Raw genomic sequence first — 21,663 nt, forward strand, 5'->3', positions numbered from 1 at the left:
GTTCACGCCGTCCGTATTTTTTTGACGGTCATTCTGAAAGGCATGTAATTTGTACTGTTGATCAGGCAATTCAATCATATGCACCAAGGGTAGGGTAATACCCCGCCCCTGGTTGTCCTGAGGTCTATGGTTCACACATGTTACTGTGTGGTGTTCACCAGGGTTTCAGCCCGCAGCTTAGCCGTGCGAGATCGTCACAGTTTTGACGTGCGTAAAGCCGTATAGCGCTTCAAATCCTTTTTCACGCCCATGCCCGGATTTACCAACGCCGCCAAAAGGTAGCTCAATACCACCCCCAGCACCGTAGTTGTTAATGAAGACTTGTCCGGAATGAAGCTTGCGCGCCATGCGCAATTGGCGACCACCGTCACGAGTCCAAACGCCCGCTACAAGACCGTATTCGGTGCCATTGGCGATCCTTAAAGCGTCTTCTTCGCTATCGAAGGGAATGAGCACCTGAACTGGCCCAAAAATTTCCTGCTGCGCAAGTGCATGATCCGGCTCTACTTCCGAAAAGAGTGTTGGCAGGACGTAGTTTCCAGCGGCCGGGGCGTCGGCATGTAGTTTGCCCTGTGCGGCGATGTTGAGCTCTGCTTTTCCACGCTCGATGAAATCGGATACGATTTGCTTCTGCTTCTTGGAAACGACAGGTCCAAGATTGTGCGATTCAACGGCAGGTCCAACCACGAGACCTTCGTAAATTTCGATCATGCGTCGCTTCACATCTTCGTAAATGCCACGCTGGACGAGAACGCGTGATGCTGCTGAACAGGTCTGGCCGGCATTTTGCATGCAGGCACCCACAAGCACTGGCATGGCCTTTTCCAGGTCAACATCGTCAAAAACGATGTGTGGTGACTTTCCGCCAAGTTCCAACGTTACTGGAACGACATTTTTCGCTGCTGCAGTCTGAATGGCAACGCCGGTTCCGACGGAACCAGTGAAGGAGATATGCTGGATACCGGAATGGCTTGAAAGAGTTGCGCCTACATCTGCGCCATAACCCGTTACAACATTGAGAACACCGGCCGGCAAACCAGCTTCGTGTGCGATTGCCGCAAAAGCCAATGATGACAAAGAGGCATCTTCTGCGGGTTTAAGAACGCAGGTGTTGCCAGCCGCAAGAGCTGCGCCGACGCCGCGCCCCAAAATCTGCATTGGGTAATTCCAAGGGATGATTATCCCACAAACTCCATGTGGCTCGCGCAAGGTATAAACGGTGAAGCCTTCCTGGTAGGGAATGGTCGTACCCATCAGCTTGTCCGCGGCACCTGCGTAGAATTCGAGATAGCGTGCGAGCGCAATCGAGTCGTTTCGAGATTGGTTCAGCGGTTTGCCAACATCCAGTGTCTCAATCATTGCGAGTTCTTCAGCTCGCTTGAGCACCAATTCTGACATTTTCATGAGAATGCGTCCGCGTTGCGTCGCGGTCATGCGACCCCATTCACCGTTCAACGCCGCATTTGCAGCAGAAACGGCTGCATCCACTTCCGCAGGTGTACCGCGGGCAATTTTCCCAATAACTTCACCCGTCGATGGGTTTTCAACCGCAATGGTCTCTCCGCCGGCGGGAGTCACCCATTCTCCGTTGATAAAGACCTTGGTGGAATCGATCCACATCAGTTGATCCAGTGCCATATTTTCCTCCAGATAAAATTCCGTCGCCAGATGACGCCGGACATGAATGCGCTACTCTTCAATAAAGAATGGTTCCACCCTCAGACGCGAATTGTAGATATGAGCGCGCATCGCGTTGCGTGCCGCAAAAGCATCTTTCATGCGAAGCGCCTCAAGGATGGCCTTATGTTCGGTTACGGCATCGGTGGTAATTTTTGTGTGATACCGAATCCGAAATAGATTGGCATGAATATAAAGACGCGCCATTGCTTCGGCGACAACCTGGTTGCCTGCGATTTGAAGGATACAGGTGTGAAACGCATTGTCACGTTCGGCAAAGCGCCCGAAGTTTTCCTGATTATTTGTATCAGCAAGCTCCGCCATTTCGTTGCAGAGTTTTTCAATCGAAACAATGTCGTCTGCTGTCGCTTTTATCGCTGCTAAAGCAGCCATTTCGGGTTCGAGGAGGTCGCGTGTCTGATAAACGTCCCGAAAATGCTTGCCTTCCGGCAACGCAGCAGCACTAAAACCAGAATTAAATTTCTGGGCAACAAGACCCTCTGATTCCAGTCTGATCAGCGCCGCGCGGATTGGGGTTTGGGAAACGCCAAACTGTCGCGCTAAAGCATCGACAGAAAGCCGCTCTCCCGGTGGTATACGCAACGCAATCAGGTCGGCAAACAACGCATTGTAAATGGTGTCGCCAATCGGATGTCTTATAGGGTCTCTATCACCTGGCATAATGGCAGGGTCAACCGTGCTGAGCACTTCTTCCTTCGCCATTATATGTCCTCCCTGACATGGCTCTCATCCCTCGGCGTGATCGTGAGGTCAGATTTTGAAACACCGTATCGTATCGGATTATTGGTGTAAACCGTCTTTCTTTGATTCATTAGAACTGAGAAATGAATGCTTTGGAGAAATTTTTTAGTACGGTGCAATTTTATCTTCCATTTTTTCGTGTCGAATAAATAACAGTTTCTTTTGATAAATTATGTTTATAAACAAGCTATTATACTCATAGCGATAATTCAAAAAGATCAAGTTATGGAAAAGCAGTGATTGGGAAATCTGCAAGATAGCTATAAAAACTGGCTTGACCTGCGAATTAATACCTCTATCGTATCCGATATGATTTATCACCTCAGCAAGTGTTGAGCACCCGAGGAGGGGTGTGCGGGATAAAAGAAAGGAGGACTTATGTCAGATTATTGGCAGGAAAAAATGCTCGGGTGCTTTTGCAGCTGAGCTTTCTTTTGCTTACCGTTACAAGCTGAAACGCACATATTGATAAAACGGATACGATCAGCAAGCGAGAGTAATTGCTGCAATGCATATGCTCGCCAATAAAAGATCGCTGACTTTTATATGTCGGATTGCAGTCTGCGGGGTTGAGCAGCCCATTGTGAGATTTTCCTCCGCCTCTGAAGCTCTCTCCATTCCCGGAACACAAGGTTTTAGGACAACATATGCAAACTGTTGCCAAGGTTGAGCAAGCTGCGCTTGCGGCTCTTCAAAAAGCTGGAATACCGCGCAATCATTCAGAAATTCAGACGTCTTTGCTCCTGGATGCCGAGATGAGGGGAGTGCCATCCCACGGCCTTCTTCGGCTGCCGCGCGTTGTTGAGCGCGTGTTGAATGGTGTGACCGATCCTCTCGCCAAAGGCATTCATAGCTGGCGTGGTGAAGCGTTTCTTGAGGTGGACGGCCAGCATGGTTTAGGTCCTGTTGTGGCTATGTCTGCGCTCGACGCAGCAAGCCAGCGTCTGAAGTCAGCAGGTTCGTGTGTGGTTGCTATCAGGAACTGTGATCACCTGGGGATGCTTGCCTGGTACGCAGAAAACCTGGCTCGTCAGGGCAAGATATTGCTCGGAATGACAATCAGCGAAGCTTTGGTGCATCCCTGGGGAGGACGGCGTGCCATGATTGGCACCAATCCATTGACAATCGGGGTGCCCGCCGAACCTGAACCATTTGTTTTCGATATGGCAACCAGTTTGGTGTCAATGGGCAAGATCCATGACCACGCCAATCGTGCCGCTCCGATCCCGGCCGGTTGGGCGTTGGATGCGGAAGGGTTGCCTACTACCGATGCTGAAAAGGCAAAGGCGGGGTCCATAGCACCCTTTGGCGGTGCAAAAGGATATGGCCTCGGATTGGCCTTTGAGGTGCTGGTTGCGGCTCTGACTGGCTCATCGCTTGGAACTGCCGTTCGTGGGACTCTCGATTCTACACATCCTTGCAACAAGGGCGATCTATTTATCGTCATGGAGCCGGCATCGGGCATGACTAGCGTCATTTCAGATTACTTGAATGCATTGCGCGATACGCCTCCATCTGACCCAGAAAACCCGGTTCGTGTTCCTGGTGACCGCTCTGTAAAATCCCGCATCCGCGCTGAGAAGGAAGGGCTGAACATCGCACCAGAAGTGTGGGAGCGTATCCAGCACCTTGCTCAGACTGATCGGATGCCAGCTAATTAAGGAGATAAGTTTCATGCAGTTTGAGTATGGCGTCACACGCGCGCCGCAGCGTTTGGTTTTTGGTGCAGGTCAGCGCCGCGCACTTGGACGGTTGGCAGCAGATATTGGTCAGCGGGCTCTATTGTGTACAGATGCCCGAATTGGCGCGCTTCCACTTCTTCAGGAGGTGATAGAGGATCTGAAGGCCCACGGCATCGATGTAAAGGTCTTTGCCGAGACTGAACCAGAACTGCCTTTGGAGGGCGTTACAAATTGTGCGCAACGCTATCGGGATTTCAAGCCAGATATGGTGATTGGTTTGGGTGGCGGAAGCTGCCTTGATCTTGCAAAGTTGGTCAGCCTGATCCTCACGCATCCGGGGTCACTATCGGATTATTATGGTGAATTCAAAGTGCCGGGTCCTGTTTGTCCTGTGATTGCAGTTCCAACGACCGCGGGCACAGGATCAGAAGCGACGCCTGTTGCTGTTCTTGCAGATCCGCAGAGAGTTATGAAAGTCGGCATTTCCAGCCCATATCTCATTCCACATACGTCAATTTGCGATCCTGAACTCACGCTGACATGCCCGAAAGGTTTGACCGCTATTTCGGGTGCTGACGCTCTCGCGCATGCTATTGAAGCCTTTGCGGCTGTTCGGCGTGAACCAAACAGTGACTTGGCATGCAGTCGTGTTTTTGTTGGGAAAAATTCACTATCCGATTTTTACGCCCTGGAAGCGATCAAGCTCATTTTTGCGCATCTGCAAACTGCCGTTGATAACGGCGATGACATTGAAGCACGTTCTGCGGTGATGCTGGGTTCGACCTTCGCGGGACTGGCATTTGGCAGCGCCGGAACGGCAGCAGCCCATGCAATCCAATACCCGATTGGCGCTGAAACACATACCGCACATGGTCTGGGTGTTGGTATTCTCCTTCCCTATACAATGCGTTTTAATACGCCAGTGGCTGCGGCTGATTATGCGAAAATAGCGCGAGCCATAGGTGTGGCTACGGAAAGCCAAACGGATGAGCACGCGGCAGGGCTTTGCATTGATGCGCTATTTGCACTTTTTGCGCGTGTCGGCATGCCAGCGACTATCAGCGAAATCGGCGTGACAGATGCCAAACTCGACCAGATTGCCGAGTTGTCGATGAACGCTACTCGCCTGATTGAGAACAACCCGCGTACTCTTTCTCCAGACGCGATTAAATCCATTCTTGTTGACGCTATGGCAAGCTAACAAAACGCTCTCACTGAGGAAATTTAGATGAACATCCAACAAAAATGGCCGACTGATCTGTTCATTGGTGGCGAATGGAAAGCTGGCAGTCGTGATAATCGGATCGATGTTTATAATCCGTCCGATAATACCGTTCTCGGTGCTGTCGCTGATGCTTCTCCTGAAGACGCTTTAAGTGCTGTGGATGCAGCAGCAGTTGCTGCGGGCGGATGGGCCGCCACGCCTGCGCGTCAGCGTTCGGAAATTTTGCGCAACTGTTTTCAACTGATGATGCGCGACAGTGAGAGGCTCGCACGGCTTATTTCGCTTGAAAACGGTAAGGCACTGAAGGATGCGCGTGGCGAAGTTGCGTATGCTGCCGAATTTTTCCGGTGGTTTGCAGAGGAGGCCGTACGTGGTCATGGGGATCTGGGAACCGCTCCTTCGGGCGCTAATCGTATTCTCGTGAATTATCAGCCAATTGGCGTTTCATTGCTCATTACGCCCTGGAATTTTCCTGCTGCTATGGCAACGCGCAAAATCGCTCCAGCTCTTGCTGCGGGTTGCACTTGCGTTCTCAAACCCGCAACTGAAACACCCCTGACGGCCTATGCTGTAGCTGCCATCCTTGCTGAGGCAGGAGTGCCCGCTGGCGTTGTAAACGTCATTACATCCTCGACAACAAGCCAAGTTGTTAATGCGATGCTTGATGATCCACGCGTGAGGAAACTGTCGTTTACGGGATCAACCGAAGTCGGACGTGTGCTATTGCGTAAAGCCGCCGACCAGGTCATCCACTCCTCAATGGAATTGGGAGGAAATGCTCCGTTTGTCGTTTTTGATGATGCTGATCTGGATGCGGCAATCGAAGGCGCAATGATCGCTAAAATGCGCAATGGTGGTGAAGCTTGTACCGCAGCAAATCGTATCTATGTCCAGCGTGGGATTGCTGAGACTTTTACTGTCCGACTGACCGAACGCATGGCCGCATTAACGGTTGGGGCAGGAGTAGAGGAGACGACGGATTGCGGTCCATTGGTGAATGCCGCCGCCGTTAAGAAGGTGGCGGAACTGGTGGATGATGCTGTTGCCAAAGGTGCACGCATTACCTGCGGTGGAAAGGCTCTGGAGAACGAAGGGCACTTCTACCTGCCGACTGTTCTTGCAGATGTTCCCGATACTGCGGACCTGGCATCAGAAGAAATCTTTGGACCCGTTGCACCGATCTATATTTTCGACACGGAAGAAGAAGCAATCCAGCGCTCTAACAATACCGAGTATGGTCTGGTTGCCTATGTCTATACGCGTGATCTGGCGCGTGGTCTGCGGGTTTCCGAAAAGATTGAGGCTGGTATGCTGGCTCTCAATCGCGGGCTCGTCTCCGATCCAGCAGCACCTTTCGGTGGCGTGAAGCAGAGCGGTCTTGGGCGCGAAGGTGCACATCACGGCATGCTGGAATTCATGGAAGCAAAGTACATCGCGACCAATTGGTAAGATTGTCGAAACAGGATAAAAACCATGACGAACTATAAAATTGCGACAATCGCCGGTGACGGTATTGGTCCAGAAATCACTGACGCGACTATCAAAGTGCTCAAGGCTGCCGTTGGTGAAAGCATGCTTGATTTTCAAATTTTCAATGGTGGTTCTAACCACTATCTGAAAACAGGCGAAGTGTTGCCGGATGATACCTATCAGGGCTGCCGTTCCGCAGATGCTATCTTGCATGGAGCAGCCGGATTGCCAGGTGTCGTCTATCCGGATGGTACCGAGGTCGGAAATGATTTGCATCTGCGACTACGATTCAAACTGGACCTCTATGCAAATGTTAGACCGGTCAAGCTTTTGCCCGGCGTGCTGTCACCACTTCGTGCTTTTGATGGTGGTGGAATTGACTATGTGATCATTCGCGAAAACACCGAAGGACTTTATGCAAGCCGTGGTGCAGGAGTTGTTCTGCGCGATGAGTTTGCATCAGACAGTCTCGTGATCACCCGCAAGGGGACAGAGCGCGTGGCGAAATTTGCTTTCGAACTCGCGAAGAAACGCAATGGTGCGCCGCGTGACGCAAAATCACGTGTTACCGTCTGCGATAAAGCCAATATTCTTAGAAGCTATGCATTTTTCCGGAAGGTTTGTGACGACGTCCACTCAGGCTATCGGGACGTTGAAATCGACTATGCTTATGCCGATGCGATTACGGTCCATATGGTTAAAAAGCCGGATTTTTACGACGTGATTGTCGCAGAAAATATGTTCGGCGACATCATTTCTGATCTGGGTGCTGCGACAGTCGGAGGAATGGGCATTTCGCCTTCGGGTGAGATCGGTGACACATACGCACTCTTCCAAGGTGCACACGGATCAGCACCCGATATTGCCGGTCAAAATATAGCAAGCCCTGTCGCGACCGTTCTTTCTGCAGTGATGATGCTGCGCTGGCTTGGTGACAAGAAGGGCGACCAACGACTTATGGAATCTGCGGACCGTATCGAAAGTGCCGTTGGCCGTGTGCTTGCTGCCGGCCAAACTGTTCCAACGGATCTCGGAGGAACTGCAAAATGTACCGAAATGGCAGACGCAATCTGTCGCGCATTGGCCTAAGGAGAAGAGAGATGACCAACAAGAAAGTCGGTATTATCGGCGTTGGCCTGATGGGTCACGGTATTGCTCTGAACGTGGTGAAAAAAGGCTGGTCCTTGGGGTTCCTTGATCATCCGGGAAACCAGCCTGTTGATGATCTTCTCGAAGGCGGTGCCCTGCAATTTGCAAATAAACAGGACCTGGCAGAGCAGAGTGACATCATCATTCTGTGTGTGAGTGGAACTCCCCAGGTGGAAGACGTTCTGCTTGGTGAGACCGGAATATTGAAGGCAATTAAGCCGGGTACGATCATCATCGATTGTTCCACCGCCATTCCATCATCGACTACACGAATTGCGCAACTGGCCGAAGCAGCAGGGGGCCGTTTCGTCGACTCTCCTATGACAAGGACGCCGCTTGAAGCAGCTCAGGGCAGGTTGAACCTTCTGGTTGGAGCCGATGACGAGCTGTTTGCCACGATCCGTCCATTGCTGGAAACCTTTGCCGAGAACATTTTCCATGCAGGCAAGGTTGGATCGGGACACAAGCTGAAGCTCCTTCATAATTATGTGTCGCTCGGTATGGTGACATTGCTGGGGGAAGCCGCAGCCTGTGCAAAGCTGGGTGGTATTTCTCCTGAAATCTTTACGGAAGTTTTGGCGAAAGGTGGCGGTTATGGAGCCGCTTTTGATCGCGTCAGCCCATTTGTCCTTAATGGTGACAATTCGAAAATGAAGTTCTTTGTTTCAAATGCGCACAAGGATCTCAGTTATTACATGCAAATGGCAGAGGATGTTTCGGCGGAGCGCAGCACTGCAAACGGTGTGACAACTGCCCTTCAGACGTTGCTCGATGCTGGGTTTGGTAGCGATTTTCTGTCAGAGACCCCGAAGCTTTTCGAGAATGTTTCTGCTGCAACAGAAACGGTGCGTTGATCGTTATTTTAAGCGGCACAACTCGCTGAATAATATGAACTGTCGGGTCGGGTCGGGTCTTTTTGGCTCTAAAACCCGGCTGGTACGGCGAAAATCTGGAAATCATTATTCGGACAAACGGTAAGACACCTTTGGCCGAAGCTGCTGCGCTTTGTCAAAACAATGGCGTGGATACGCATGTTCCGGATCGAGATGAGAAATGACATCTATTCACTTTTGGGAGGAACTAAAGTGCAGGAACAGTTAGATAGGTCTGTCGTTACGACAGATATTGAAAGAAGCGCAATTCGAAAAATTTGCTGGCGGCTGGTACCGTTCCTTGCGCTTATGTCGTTAATCAACTTTCTTGATCGTACAGCGATTTCATTTGCGGGTCCCAATGGGATGAATGATGATTTGGGGCTGACTGCAGCGCAGTTTGGCTTCGCCGCGGGCATTTTCTTCGTCGGCTATATTATACTTGAAATCCCAAGCAATCTTGCTTTGCAGCGCGTCGGTGCACGCCGTTGGCTGGCCCGTATCATGGTAACATGGGGTGTCGTCTCCCTGCTGTTCACCTGGGTTAGTTCTATTGAGGGTCTTTATTGGCTTCGCTTCCTGCTTGGTGTAGCTGAAGCGGGCTTCTTCCCCGGTGCAATCCTGTATCTTAGCACCTGGGTTCCTGCCACGCACCGCGCAAAAATCTTAGCACTCTTTTATGTGGCGCAGCCGTTCTCGACTGTCATTGGAGCACCGTTTGCGTCCTGGCTCATTGACGCACATGGGTTGTTTGGCCTTGAGGGCTGGCGGGTGATGTTTCTGGGTGTATCGGTTCCAGCCATAATTGTCGGCTTCATTACTTGGTTCTATCTTCCGGACGGCCCAAATGATGCTAAGTGGCTGACCAGTGACGAAAAGAAATGGCTCTTGAACGCAGTTTCGCGTGAAGAAAAAGCCAAGTCCCACAGCCATAGCGCAAGCGCAGTTTTTGACGCTCTTCGCAATGGTCGTGTTTGGCTGCTTTCGGCTGTCTATTTCGGTCTTGTGTACGGCCTTTATTCGCTTGGCTTCTTCCTGCCGACGATTATTGCTGGCTTTGAGGCCAAGTTTGCCACGAAGTTCGACGTGATGCAGAAGGGGCTGATTATTGCGATACCATATCTTGGTGCATCCATTGGTCTGTATCTCTGGAGCATGGATGCAACGCGGCGCGGTGTCCGAACCTGGCATATCGGTATACCAGCGCTTGTAGGTGCATTGAGCATTCCTGTTGCACTGCTAATGTCATCGCCTGAAGCAACCATTGCAGTTGTGACCATTACAGCGATCTCGATTTTTGCGGCTCTACCAACTTTCTGGTCTCTTCCAACCCGCTTTCTATCTGGTGCGGGCGCTGCGGCCGGGATTGCTCTCATAAATTCGATAGGCAATGTCGCAGGCTTTTCCGCGCCATACATCACTGGATGGGTGAAGGATATGACAGGAAATTATGAAATGCCAATGTTCATCGTTGGTGGGGTCATGTTGATGTCAGCGATTATTGTAATGGCAATCACTTCAAAAGTGCAGCCTGTTCCATCGACTGCAGCCTCAAAGGCATAATGGCGATAAGCCACTCAACCCGACGCAAAAGCGTCGGGTTTGTTCTTGACTGGTTATTGGCACATAGCCCGATGACATAGAGCCAGTGATAAGATATGATTGCGGTGAGGATTGGGCCTGACTGGAGACTGACCGCAGTGGCTTCGCCCGGATATCTCCAGACGCATGGAATTCTGAAACATCCAAATGATCGATTGGACACTCTATTCATTCTCATTTTGGGACAGTTAGGCCATTTAGCAAAGGCCAATATCCAAAGACCAATGATGGGAAAGAAAAGTAGAGTAAAGAATAGAGCCCACCACCGTGCAAAACCCATTCTTTTTAATACCCGTACAACTGGATATACAAACGCAAGCGCAATGAGCGAAACAACAATAGCAGAAGGCAGTTGTCTAATTAGATCCATGAGTCCCCTCGATCAAACGGAGGGAACTTATTCTATGACCCGCGCTAATAGGTAGCGCTAGAAATTGGGAGGGTCTCAATCGTATGGCTGCGTGGTGCCATCGCTAATAACGGCGCTGCGAGAGCAAACATAAGCGTTCAGGCTGTCTTTATGCTAAGATCAAGAGCCTCTTTCGGCAATATTGTATCGATAGTAATGAAAATCTCATTTGGCTTTATCCGTAGCTCTTTATCGATGAATGATGAGAATAGGAGGTTGCCCGATATGTCCTCGATAATTACCGATGCATCCAGAGATTTTATAGTTTTTTTCGATTTTGAAATTCACTGGAAAAGAAATTGTTGTGTTTGCAGCGTATCAGTCTTGATGGACCAATTTGAAATCTGAACCAGATTGGTATTACATGCTGACGCGTTGCTCAGACGTCCGCATAGTACCAAATAGGTTGTAATCAAAAAACTCAGTCTCATCTGTCTCTCCAAGTTGGTGAGAACTTAGATGACGACTGGCTCTAATCAGTATCCCTAATAATAAGGGGCAGACGGTGTCGCCCCTCATTGATTATGCGGCTTCAAGTTCGTGAATTGCAGCCAAATCGCCCTCAATCGCAGCGGCTTCAATCTTGAGGTCAAAGCTTGCTTGCATGTTCATCCAGAATTCCGGTGTAGTGCGAAAAAACTTTGCGAGGCGCAATGCGGTATCGGGTGTAACGGCTGTCTGTTCGTTTGCTAAGCGCTCGATACGAGTACGAGGTACGTTCAACTGCTTGGCAAGCGCTCCTGCGCTCATATGGAGTGGAATAAGGTATTCCTCGCGAAGGATTTCGCCGGGATGCACGGGAGGCAGTATGCTGGTCATGGCTTTTCCTTTCAGTGGTAATCTACAATTTCGACCTGTTCAGCGCCCGCATCAGTCCAAACAAAGCAGATGCGCCACTGGTCATTTATCCGAATTGAGTGCTGTCCAATGCGATCCTTCTTCAAAGCCTCTAAACGGTTGCCGGGCGGCGAACGAAGATCATCAATTGTTACGGCGCTTTCAATCATTGTCAGTTTACGAACCGCAACTCTTACTAAATCAGCCGGGAAACCCTTTGGGCATTTGCCACTCGCGACGATCTCCGTTGTGCTGTCTTTGTAAGATCGGATCATACTGAACTCCTTATGGATGTATCATAACGTGATACATGTTTTTGTCAACATATAAGATGATTAACCGCCGTCCTTTTGGGCAGCTTTTTTATGGGAAAATCATAGGAAACCGATTGAACACTATATCCTTCCAGCTGCATTTCGGCGGGGCATCAACCCAGATATTGCGACGCGTGTCGCACATGAAGGTATGAATGTCTTTTGGAAAAACTACTCCAAGTGCATCATGCCGGTAGTGAGCGTATTTGATTAAGCTGCATCCTGCAAAAGTGTAGCAAAAGCCTCGGCAGGTGTCTTAAATCCAAGACACTTGCGCGGGGTTGCATTGAGATTATGGGCGAGGCTGTCAACTGCGCCGGACTGACCTGTGTCAGGTCCGTGTTGCTGGGCAAATACCGTCGAATGCGCTTGTTGATGTTCTCAATCGCGCCTTTCTACCAGGGTGAGTTTGGGTCACAAAACCAGCCTTTAGCTCCCATTCCATCCTCCAAAGCCCGATACGCCATAAACTCGAAACAACGATCACAGGTAAAACTTCGACGTGCGTGATAAGGCAGTGCAGCAAAGGCCTGAATGATTTTATTCATGATAGGCTTTGAGTGCCGACTGTTGTTTTTAATGAGGACGCAATAACGACTTTTGCGTTCAACAAGCGTCATAACTGTTTCTATCAGGGAGCTCTATGGCTCGTCGCATGCGGAATAATATACGTAATTTTCTGGATAATGAATCCGCCGGCGGTTTGCTGCTAATTGCTGCCGCGATATTGGCGCTAGTTACTGCCAACTCCCCGCTGTCAGACACATATTTTAATACACTTCACGCTTACTTAGGTGCTTTATCACTGCATCATAGGATCAATGATGCACTTATGGCCGTATTTTTTCTGATGGTGGGTTTGGAGATTAAACGTGAAATGGCAGATGGACACTTGTCGTCCTGGCCACGTAGAATTCTCCCAGGTGCTGCCGCTGCGGCTGGCATGGTGTAATTTCCTTAGTCGGACCTCGTGTTCCGACCTCGCTTGAAGTTTTTTCAGCCGCTCTTTACCAATTGGCTGCGATTTTGGGGCAGACCCATGTTAATACAATACGTCACCGTACCTTACGCGTTGGCGACACATGGCGTCTGGATAAATGCGTGATATCCATCAAAGGTGAGCATTACATTCTTTTGCAGGTGGTGGAACAAGACATTGATAATTCGATTGCGCTTACAACGGTGTTTTTGCATAGCCTTTTGAGAGAATTGGTCCTGTCGGGCGTCCCGTAGGTGAACCGCCCGCAGGCTCTAATGTAAGCTCATAAAGCTGCTCACCACGCGGAAGAGGCAAATCCGGCCCCTTCAACCGAGCTGAATGCGCGCCTTCAAGCAACCCCATTGAGACAGGCCCCATCTCCTTTGAAGGAAGCGTCCAAACCTGAATGGTTTTACCTGATGGAATTTCGACATTGTTTAACAGGCGGACGCGCGCATTTTCATTGCCGAAATCTTCAACAATGGCCTGAACACCTCCAGTATCATCCAGCAAAACAGCAATGACGACTGGCTCGACAGTTCTTGTAAGCGACCATCCGAGACCAATAGCAAGAAGGATCGATGCCGCAGATGCTGAGAGCGCTGCAAATCGCCAGGGATTCACGCCATACTTATTATCGTTATCACTTCGGACCGTTCTTATTTCCGCGGCAGGGCCATCTGGAAGCTGATTTTGAACAGCTTCCCAAACGCGTTCATCAACGATCATCGGCGGTATGGATGTATCCAGCGCCAAAAATCGCTCACGGCTGCGGGCAACGCCATGCCTCAGTTCTTCATTGCGGCTGATTTCGGCTTCAACCTGAAGGACTTCGTCCGGATTAAGCAGACCGAGAACATATTCGTCGGCAAGTTCCGGAATATTATCGAATGATTTTATCATGACATACATGCCCGCAATGCGCTCAGACCGCGTCTTACCCAGGATTTTGCGGTGCCCAACGGTATTTGTAATCGACCAGCTATTTCACCATGCGTGTAGCCACCGACATAAGCCATGAGAATGCCATCCCGTTTGTCTTTATCGAGAGCGTTAAGACAATCTCTGAGCTGGCTCGTTTGATCAAGTTGATGCCAGGCTGTCAAAATTTCTTTTGAATGTTCGGCTTCGCTTAAAGCGTCGACATCATCCACTGTTTGCTCACGTTTGCCATCGCGCAATGCATTTAAAGCTCGGTTACGAACAATTGCATAAATCCACCCCTTAGCTGAGCCCTGATCCGGCGCATATTGATGTGCGTGGGTCCATATTCGAATGAGCGTTTCCTGCAAAACTTCTTCCGCCAGTTCGCGGCGACGAAGAATGCGGTGCGCAACAGCCAGCAATCGTCCTGATTCCTGATCAAAGATAGCACGGAGTCCTGAGCGATCACGCCGCACGCAGGCAGCAATAGCCTTTGCCAGTTCATCCGTTTGCCCGCCCATTCCACATATCTCCTCATCCGACAGCTAACCTAACCCTAATTCCTATACGCAGGAAACAGGCAAACAGATGCGTTTGCTTTTTTTATTTTTCTCCACTGCATCCAAACCGGTTGTCTCATGTGTCTGACAATCAGAGGCGCTGGTATCCACGACCCTAACGGCAGCTTCGAACGGTGAAACAAAGGAGAACAATGATGCGTATTATTCAGCTGGCACTGGCTACATCCACAATTCTTGGCGTTTCTATTATTCATGGCATAGCCGCACCTGCGCTCGGCCTGGTCGGTGACAAGACGCTGGTGATGTTTGACACAGATGACGGCAAAGTCACAAAGACGATGGAAGTTGATGGCGTGGAAAATCTGGTTGGAATCGATTTTCGACCTGCCGATAAGACCGTCATTGGCGTTACAGGCGATCACCGCATCGTTGCAATCAATCTCGAAAGTGGAGCGACAACAGAAATCGCCAAAATGAATACGATGTTGCCAATGGCTGAAGGGCAAGCCGTCGTTGTTGATTTTAATCCGATGGCTGACCGGTTGCGTTTCATGACCGGCACGACAAATCATCGTGTGCATCCGGATACGGGTGAAGTCACGGTCGATGGCAAGCTGGCCTATGAAAACGGTGATGCAGGTGAGGGCAGTGAAAGCAAAATTGTCGCTGCTGCTTACACCAACTCAATCGGTAAGCCCGAAAAGACCGCTATGTTTAATATCGATGCTGGCAATAAAACACTTGTGCAGCAAACGAAGCCAAATGACGGAACGCTGAAAACGATCGGCAAGCTTGAAATCGAGGGAAGCCCAGAGATGTACGCCTTCGATATTCATGGAATGGCGGAAGGAAAGAACATGGCCTATCTCGTTGCAGATAATACTGTTTACACGGTAAATCTTGAAACTGGCGCTGCCACGAAAATCGGCACGGTTGAGAAACTGGAAAGCAACATCCGCGATGTGGCTATTTTGCCTGCGTCCTAATTTCAGGAATGGGCCGGTTTCAAATCGGCCCTTTTCCATTTTTTTCCTCATCGATAATCTGATGCTCCACTTGAGCCGCGATAAAGCTCAAATCTATTTTTCTCCCCGCAAGCTTTTCAATGGCCGCTACGACTAGATCTTGTGCAACATAGTCAGACTTGTGTCCCATACCCTTGATCACCAGAAGCTCTGATCGTGCTATGTCTTTGGCGAGTTGTCGGGCATGCACATCAGGCGATACAATATCATCGGTGTCACCCGTGATTATAATTGTTGGAGCAGCGATCCGTTTGTATTGTTCATGAGTAGTTTCAGTCCAGTCACATAATGCGCCGAGTTCTCGCGCATTATGTCGGAAGGCGCGGGGCCGCAATGCTTGCCATGCCTTTGTCCAGCACGTGTATCCGGTTGGATAATTATTCGGCGTGAAGACCGATTTCATGGCTGTTCTTAGACTTAATAGCCCAATTGTTGGTGCAACCAACAAACTGAACAAGGCTCCAATTATAGGAGCTTTTGCCAGATTATTATACCATGATATGCCGCCAACCCACGGGTAGACCGCTGGTGATAAGAAAATTAAACCTCCTACGAGTTGGGGATAACGAACAGCCAAAGCGGCTGTGACCGCTCCACCGTAAGAGTGGCCTATGAGGATTGCATTGTCGATCCCGCGTCTCTGCATGAGTGTGGCTATCGCATCGGCCTGAGCGTCGGGGCGAATATGTTCAGCAGGTCCCTGTTCGGATTGTCCATGTCCGGGCCGGTCTACAAAAAGCATCTGAATATCGTCAAAGCGCTTATTATGAAATGTGTAAAGAGGATCAAGAAGGCTGGTACTCGCTCCATGAATGAATAGCGCCGTATTCCCCGCCGCTAAAGACTTGGAGGCGATAAGAATGCTGTTTAGTCGAAAACCTCCCACATCAAAAGAAATTGCATTCTCCTGTATGTTCATCGCCATCCTCAAAACATGCGTAACCGGACGCATTTTAGTGTCTCCGGCCGGACAGGCTATCCGGTCGGAGCCGTTTTTTCACATTGAAACCTGTTACATTTTAGGTAACAGCACCTTATCAATAACGTGTATTACCCCGTTTGACTGTTTTACGTCTGCTATTGTTACGTGAGCAACTGTTCCGTTTTCATCGGTAAGCGTAATCTTGCCCATCGCCTCTTTGGCCTTTAGAACGCAGCCGCCCACTGTTTCGATGTCGTGTGTTCCCATATCGTCGGCTATCATTTTAGTGATATTCTTTGACATCGCGGCGGTGGCAACAACGTGACAGGTGAGGATCTTCGTCAACTTATCTTTGTTTTCGGGCTTCAGAAGAGTATCGACTGTTCCTTCTGGTAAGGCAGCGAAAGCTTCATTGGTTGGCGCGAAAACTGTAAAGGGCCCTTTTCCTTTGAGCGTATCGACCAGACCTGCAGCTTTAACGGCAGCGACGAGCGTTGTATGATCCTTGGAATTCATTGCATTGTCGACAATGGTTTTGTTGTCATACATTGCTGCTCCGCCGACGTTCGGATTTTCAGCAAATGCTGCGGTAGAGATCACGGAAAAAATAGCGGCGACTGTGAGTGCCTGTTTCGAAAAACGCATCATTTCATTCTCCTCCCTAAACCCGGACTTTTACCGGACCTCCCAAATTATTGAGGGCATCTCGAAATACGAATTTGCCAGTGGATCAGATCAGTCTTTAGAATAATAATATTCCGTCGTGACTATAGTGCCACGAGGAACATCCGCATTAGTTGGGGAATTTGAATAGGACGTGAAGCGAAATAACGTCCGCTTGTCCGAGTTAATAAGTGTCATATTATGACAATGTGAAAGCGTCGCATTCGCTGTTCATTGAGAAGCCTTTTAATAACTGCATTGGTTGAACGCGGTCTATGGTATTGCAGAGAGGAACGGCAGTTATTTATAGATATGATTGATAGACAGTTACGGTATTTTCTAACTTCTGTTGTTGCCAATCATTATCGGGATCAGTTCTTGACTGACACTCATTCAGGCCCAGCCTCATTTTGAAGTGATGCAGATTTAATTTCTAAATCGTTTCTTTACAGATCATACGTCTTAAAAATCAGAATATACGATTTGGTTATGAAGTCATGCATGCTCATGGATTGATGCGCCGAATGAATAGAGCTTAAAACCTTTCCCATCTGAGGAAGGAAATTCCATGCACGATTGAACGCGATGTGTTCATCATCCCGAAGTTTCGCACGAAGGCTTCAAAAATTTGGCCGTGCCGACTTACAGAGCTTCGACAATCGTCTATCCAGACGCGAAATCTTTCCGGCAAAAAATGCCCGCTGACCTGGCTGAGGCCATTGCGATTTGATTGAGGGATAGGTTTGATAGATCATCCGGCTCACGATTTGTTATTGCTGTATTAAAGCTTAGCTGGTTGCATGGAGTCCCAACCCTGCTCGCGGCGATGCTTACTGGTGTCGCGAGGGGAGTAAACGCATCCACTATATTCCTGTTGGTAGAATTCTTCGCGTTTGGAAATCTCAATCGTTCGGGCAGAGCGGCCGCCCTTACGCCAGTTATATTCCCAATAGGACAGTCCTTCGTAAAGTGCTGCGGCTCTTTTGCCGCAATCGTTTATCTGCACCATGTTCTCCCAACGTGTAATGCCGAGCGATGAAGTCATGATCGGAAAACCATTCTCATGGGCATAAAGATCGGTCCGTCCAAAGCGAATGTCAAAGCACATAGTGCAGCGGACGCCGCGTTCCGGCTCCCATTCCATCCCCTTCGCACGGGCGAAGCAATTGTCCTTGTCATAATCGGCATCAATGAATGCAACGCGGTGTTTTTCGGCAAAACGGATGTTCTCGTCCGTGCGCAGTAGGTATTCTCGCTATGGATGGATGTTGGGGTTGTAAAAGAAAGTCGCATAAGTAGTGCCAGACGCGAGCATCGCTTCCATCACTTCGCCGGAGCAGGTGCGCAACACGAATGCAGGAGCACTTTTTTTCTCCGCCAGGCGAGATTAATTCGGGCATTTGAATTTCCATAATCGTGACACACCTCCGAGCCGACCGCAAAGATGCAAACGGATGAATGAACAAAGGCTCCGTACGAAAGAATGTACGAAGCCGGTATCACCCATACGGAGAAGCCGTGCCTGACACGCCGCCCGCGGTCAGAAGAGGTGGACGATCCAGGCAGATTTCCTGACTTGCGGTTTTTTGCTTCACCCGTCCTTCGCGGCGCGCATAGCGCCAGTGGCATATCGGGTGCGCTTGCCGCCTACAGTTGCGGGGGCAGTTCCGGATTTGGGTTTGACCCGACCGGATTCCCTTTTACCCGGAGTTTCCTCCGGCACCTGTATCGTGATGAGAAACATCACTGGTACCAGCTTCTGTCAAACTGAAACGATACGCCATGCCATTTCGCGATGAATAGATAGGAATGCATCCTGCATTTTAATCCTTGATCTTTGGCTCGGGCCATCAAAAGGAGGTGTGTGCTGCCTCACAGCCTTCCTGGGCTGAGAAGACTGTGGGGAAAGCACCTGAAGCAAGTGGAGCAATTTCGCATCGGGTACCGGCAATCCGTTGTCTTCCGCTTAAAGATATAAACATTTCTTTATATGATCTTGACATGGCGGGCCTTATGCGGGATTATAGTTTTGCCTAGGTTCTCCGGTTGTCGCTCTGACACGCCGGGGCTAAGAGGGAAGTCGGTGCCCTGTTATTCGGGAAAGCCGGCGCTGCCCCCGCAACTGTAAGCGGCAAGCTGTTGTCTACAATGTCACTGGGTTCAACCTGGGAAGACGGACACTAGCGATGACCCGTGAGCCAGGAGACCTGCCTTGGCAAAATAACGTCCACGGGCGGGGTGTCCCGGTGTGCCGTAGCGAAGGCCGCTTAGCGGTCTGTATCGCTATGCGTTCGCTTACCCATGCCCCCAACTTATTGGGGTGAGCTATGTCTCAAGCCGTAATACCAGTCGCCGCTAACGGCGAGCCATTTTTTGACCGCCAGCAGAGCTCGCGGCATCGCGACTTCACGTTTTGTCTTAAAAGCCAGCGTTTTGATGAACACTATCATCCTTCAGACAATACGCGTATCACGACAAACTTTGCTAATTTGGCCAGAGGGGAAAACCGCCAGGAGAACCTTCGTAACGCTTTGAGAATGGTTGACAATCGTTTTAACGCTCTGGCGTTTTGGGACAATCCCGAAGGCAATCGTTATTCTGTGGAGCTTGAGATTATCTCGGTCGAAATGAACATCGATGCAGAAGGTACTAAAAATACTTTTCCTCTGATTGAAATTTTAAAAACCAATATCTTTGATCAAATGACGGGTGAACGTATTGACGGTATCGTCGGTAATAATTTCTCTTCGTACGTTCGGGATTACGATTTCAGCGTAGTTCTGCCGGCTTATAACAAGGATCGCCCCACCTTCAGCATTCCGGGTGACTTCGGTGATCTGCACGGAAAACTTTTCAAGTCCTTCCTTAACTCGGATGCTTATAAAGAGAGTTTTCGTAAGCCACCTGTCATTTGCTTGAGTGCATCCAGCAGTAAAACATATCATCGGACGGGCAATTTCCATCCGATTTTGGGTGCTGAATATCAGCAAAATGAATTGTCTTTGACAGATCTATATTTTCAGAAAATGGGGTTGCATGTCCGCTTCTTCATGCCGCCGAATAGTGTTGCGCCTTTTGCCTTCTATTTTGTCGGCAATCTTCTCGATGATTATACCAATCTCGAGCTCATCAGCACGATTAGCACGATGGAATCGTTTCAAAAGATCTACCGACCAGAGATTTATAACGCGAATTCAATAGCTGGCGTCTGTTATCAGCCTAGCCTCAAGCATGAGGACTATTCGCTGACGCGCATCGACTACGATCGTGACGAGCGTAGTCGGCTTGCTGTCGAGCAGGGAAAGTTTGCTGAGAAGCACTTCATGACACCGTATAAGACCGTACTTGAGCAATGGTCTGCCAATTACACCCGTTGATGAGCCAAAAGATAAGGTAGCCTATCATGAAAAGACTATTGCCCACGTCTACCGCTGGCAGTTTGCCAAAGCCTTCCTGGCTTGCAGAACCGGAAAAACTTTGGTCACCCTGGAAGTTACAAGGTGAGGAATTAATCGCAGGTAAGCAGGATGCTCTGCGCTTGTCCTTAGACGATCAGCGACACGCAGGTATCGATATCGTCAGTGACGGGGAACAAACGCGCCAGCATTTTGTCACGACGTTTATCGAGCATCTCGACGGTGTTGACTTTGAAAAGCGTGAAACAGTCAGAATCCGCAACCGCTATGATGCGAGTGTGCCGACAGTCGTTGGTGCGGTATCGCGCCCAAAGCCAGTTTTTGTCGAAGACGCCAAGTTTTTGCGTCAGCAGACCCAGAAGCCAATCAAATGGGCCTTGCCTGGCCCCATGACCATGATCGACACGCTTTATGATGCTCACTACAAGAGCCGTGAAAAGCTGGCGTGGGAATTTGCAAAGATACTTAATGAAGAAGCCAGGGAACTGGAGGCTGCTGGCGTCGACATTATTCAGTTCGATGAGCCGGCATTCAACGTCTTCTTTGATGATGTGAATGATTGGGGCGTTGCGACCCTCGAAAGAGCAATCGGGGGTCTTAAGTGTGAAACAGCTGTCCATATTTGCTATGGCTACGGAATTAAGGCCAACACCGATTGGAAAAAGAGTCTTGGTTCCGAATGGCGTCAATATGAGGAATCCTTCCCCAAACTGCAAAAATCCAATATCGATCTCATCTCGCTTGAATGCCATAACTCTCATGTTCCGATAGATCTGATTGAATTGCTGCGGGGCAAAAAGGTGATGGTGGGGGCCATTGATGTTGCAACTCAAAATGTCGAAACACCTGAGGAAGTTGCTAACACTTTGAGAAAAGCACTTCAGTTCGTGGATGCCGATAAGCTCTATCCATGCACAAATTGCGGTATGGCGCCACTGCCTCGTCATGTTGCACGAGGCAAACTGGGTGCTTTAAGTGCAGGTGCGGAAATTATCAGAAGAGAGCTTTCGGCCTAGTCCTGGCTGAGTTGCAAGAGGCCGACATAAATTTTATCAACCATCGCTTCGACAATGTAGACAAAGCTGCGTTTCGCAATGGCATGTCGCGCCTCGGCTCTGCAGTTAGTGTTGTCACAATGATACACGAAAACAGACGTTATGGCTTTACAGCTTCGGTGGTCTGCAGCGTCAGCGACACGCCCGCGACCCTGTGGT

At 49.6% G+C, this 21,663-nt stretch carries 17 protein-coding genes, 4 pseudogenes and 2 riboswitches; of the genes and pseudogenes, 11 read left to right on the plus strand and 10 right to left on the minus strand.

Annotation, left to right across the window (positions count from 1 at the left end):
- Positions 1-177: 177 nt before the first annotated feature.
- Both WH356_RS10205 and WH356_RS10210 read right to left on the minus strand, forming a co-directional pair.
- The gene (locus WH356_RS10205; RefSeq protein WP_339510421.1) at positions 178-1,638 is read right to left on the minus strand and encodes an aldehyde dehydrogenase family protein; all 1,461 of its coding nucleotides are present in this window, start codon (positions 1,636-1,638) and stop codon (positions 178-180) included.
- Positions 1,639-1,689: 51 nt separating this feature from the next.
- Positions 1,690-2,400, minus strand: coding sequence for a GntR family transcriptional regulator (locus tag WH356_RS10210; RefSeq protein WP_339510423.1), 711 nt, complete (start codon positions 2,398-2,400; stop codon positions 1,690-1,692).
- 686 nt (positions 2,401-3,086) lie between these two features.
- Here WH356_RS10210 and WH356_RS10215 point away from each other — a divergent pair.
- The 7 genes and pseudogenes from WH356_RS10215 to WH356_RS10245 form a co-directional block, all read left to right on the plus strand.
- Positions 3,087-4,100, plus strand: coding sequence for an Ldh family oxidoreductase (locus WH356_RS10215; protein WP_339510425.1), 1,014 nt, complete (start codon positions 3,087-3,089; stop codon positions 4,098-4,100).
- A 13-nt stretch (positions 4,101-4,113) separates the two neighbouring features.
- Positions 4,114-5,322 carry an iron-containing alcohol dehydrogenase gene (locus WH356_RS10220; RefSeq protein WP_339510427.1) on the plus strand — a complete coding sequence of 403 codons (1,209 nt, stop codon included), beginning with the start codon at positions 4,114-4,116 and terminating at the stop codon, positions 5,320-5,322.
- A 27-nt stretch (positions 5,323-5,349) separates the two neighbouring features.
- Positions 5,350-6,795 carry an NAD-dependent succinate-semialdehyde dehydrogenase gene (locus WH356_RS10225; protein WP_339510429.1) on the plus strand — a complete coding sequence of 482 codons (1,446 nt, stop codon included), beginning with the start codon at positions 5,350-5,352 and terminating at the stop codon, positions 6,793-6,795.
- 24 nt (positions 6,796-6,819) lie between these two features.
- Complete coding sequence (locus tag WH356_RS10230; protein ID WP_339510431.1) at positions 6,820-7,905, plus strand: isocitrate/isopropylmalate dehydrogenase family protein; 1,086 nt, start codon at positions 6,820-6,822, stop codon at positions 7,903-7,905.
- 11 nt (positions 7,906-7,916) lie between these two features.
- Entirely contained in the window at positions 7,917-8,819 is a 903-nt protein-coding gene (locus WH356_RS10235; RefSeq protein ID WP_339510433.1) for an NAD(P)-dependent oxidoreductase, read from the plus strand.
- A gap of 231 nt (positions 8,820-9,050) precedes the next feature.
- Positions 9,051-10,400 carry an MFS transporter gene (locus tag WH356_RS10240; RefSeq protein WP_339510435.1) on the plus strand — a complete coding sequence of 450 codons (1,350 nt, stop codon included), beginning with the start codon at positions 9,051-9,053 and terminating at the stop codon, positions 10,398-10,400.
- Positions 10,401-10,492: 92 nt separating this feature from the next.
- Positions 10,493-10,591, plus strand: a pseudogene (locus WH356_RS10245) (LysR family transcriptional regulator); the annotation flags it as partial.
- A 779-nt stretch (positions 10,592-11,370) separates the two neighbouring features.
- Here the strand turns inward: WH356_RS10245 and WH356_RS10250 are convergent.
- From WH356_RS10250 to WH356_RS10260, 3 genes and pseudogenes are all read right to left on the minus strand, one after another.
- Positions 11,371-11,667 (minus strand): HigA family addiction module antitoxin, encoded by a 297-nt coding sequence (locus tag WH356_RS10250; RefSeq protein WP_339510437.1) that lies wholly within the window; start codon positions 11,665-11,667, stop codon positions 11,371-11,373.
- 11 nt (positions 11,668-11,678) lie between these two features.
- A complete protein-coding gene (locus tag WH356_RS10255; protein ID WP_339510439.1) occupies positions 11,679-11,960 on the minus strand; it encodes a type II toxin-antitoxin system RelE/ParE family toxin in 282 nt (93 codons plus the stop codon).
- A gap of 249 nt (positions 11,961-12,209) precedes the next feature.
- Positions 12,210-12,622, minus strand: a pseudogene (locus WH356_RS10260) (IS30 family transposase); the annotation flags it as partial.
- A gap of 20 nt (positions 12,623-12,642) precedes the next feature.
- On the opposite strand from WH356_RS10260, the pseudogene WH356_RS10265 reads away from it, so the two are divergent.
- Positions 12,643-12,948 (plus strand): annotated as a pseudogene (locus WH356_RS10265) (Na+/H+ antiporter NhaA); the annotation flags it as partial.
- 225 nt (positions 12,949-13,173) lie between these two features.
- On the opposite strand, the gene WH356_RS10270 reads toward WH356_RS10265, so the two are convergent.
- A complete protein-coding gene (locus WH356_RS10270) occupies positions 13,174-13,890 on the minus strand; it encodes an anti-sigma factor (RefSeq protein ID WP_339510441.1) in 717 nt (238 codons plus the stop codon).
- Entirely contained in the window at positions 13,878-14,423 is a 546-nt protein-coding gene (locus tag WH356_RS10275; protein WP_339510443.1) for a sigma-70 family RNA polymerase sigma factor, read from the minus strand. Before WH356_RS10275 ends, WH356_RS10270 begins: the two co-directional genes overlap by 13 nt.
- 194 nt (positions 14,424-14,617) lie before the next feature.
- Between WH356_RS10275 and WH356_RS10280 the strand changes: the two genes are divergently transcribed.
- On the plus strand, positions 14,618-15,409 hold the full coding sequence (locus tag WH356_RS10280) for a DUF4394 domain-containing protein (protein WP_339510445.1): 792 nt from the start codon (positions 14,618-14,620) through the stop codon (positions 15,407-15,409).
- Between the two features lie 19 nt (positions 15,410-15,428).
- Here WH356_RS10280 and WH356_RS10285 read toward each other — a convergent pair whose 3' ends face one another.
- The 3 genes and pseudogenes from WH356_RS10285 to WH356_RS10295 all read right to left on the minus strand — a co-directional run bounded on the left by WH356_RS10285 (position 15,429) and on the right by WH356_RS10295 (position 18,445).
- Positions 15,429-16,400, minus strand: coding sequence for an alpha/beta fold hydrolase (locus WH356_RS10285; protein WP_339510447.1), 972 nt, complete (start codon positions 16,398-16,400; stop codon positions 15,429-15,431).
- Between the two features lie 60 nt (positions 16,401-16,460).
- A complete protein-coding gene (locus tag WH356_RS10290) occupies positions 16,461-17,018 on the minus strand; it encodes a fasciclin domain-containing protein (protein WP_339510449.1) in 558 nt (185 codons plus the stop codon).
- A 796-nt stretch (positions 17,019-17,814) separates the two neighbouring features.
- Positions 17,815-18,445, minus strand: a pseudogene (locus WH356_RS10295) (epoxyqueuosine reductase QueH).
- A gap of 132 nt (positions 18,446-18,577) precedes the next feature.
- A riboswitch (cobalamin riboswitch) is annotated at positions 18,578-18,775 on the minus strand.
- Positions 18,776-19,051: 276 nt separating this feature from the next.
- Positions 19,052-19,262, plus strand: a riboswitch (cobalamin riboswitch).
- A 98-nt stretch (positions 19,263-19,360) separates the two neighbouring features.
- Here WH356_RS10295 and WH356_RS10300 point away from each other — a divergent pair.
- Positions 19,361-20,410: a DUF1852 domain-containing protein gene (locus WH356_RS10300; protein ID WP_339510451.1), complete on the plus strand. Its 1,050-nt coding sequence runs from the start codon at positions 19,361-19,363 to the stop codon at positions 20,408-20,410.
- Between the two features lie 26 nt (positions 20,411-20,436).
- A complete protein-coding gene (locus WH356_RS10305) occupies positions 20,437-21,465 on the plus strand; it encodes a methionine synthase (RefSeq protein ID WP_339510453.1) in 1,029 nt (342 codons plus the stop codon).
- Positions 21,466-21,663: the final 198 nt, after the last annotated feature.

It is taken from the genome of Ochrobactrum sp. MYb379, from assembly GCF_037479515.1.
Classification (GTDB): Bacteria; Pseudomonadota; Alphaproteobacteria; order Rhizobiales; family Rhizobiaceae; genus Brucella.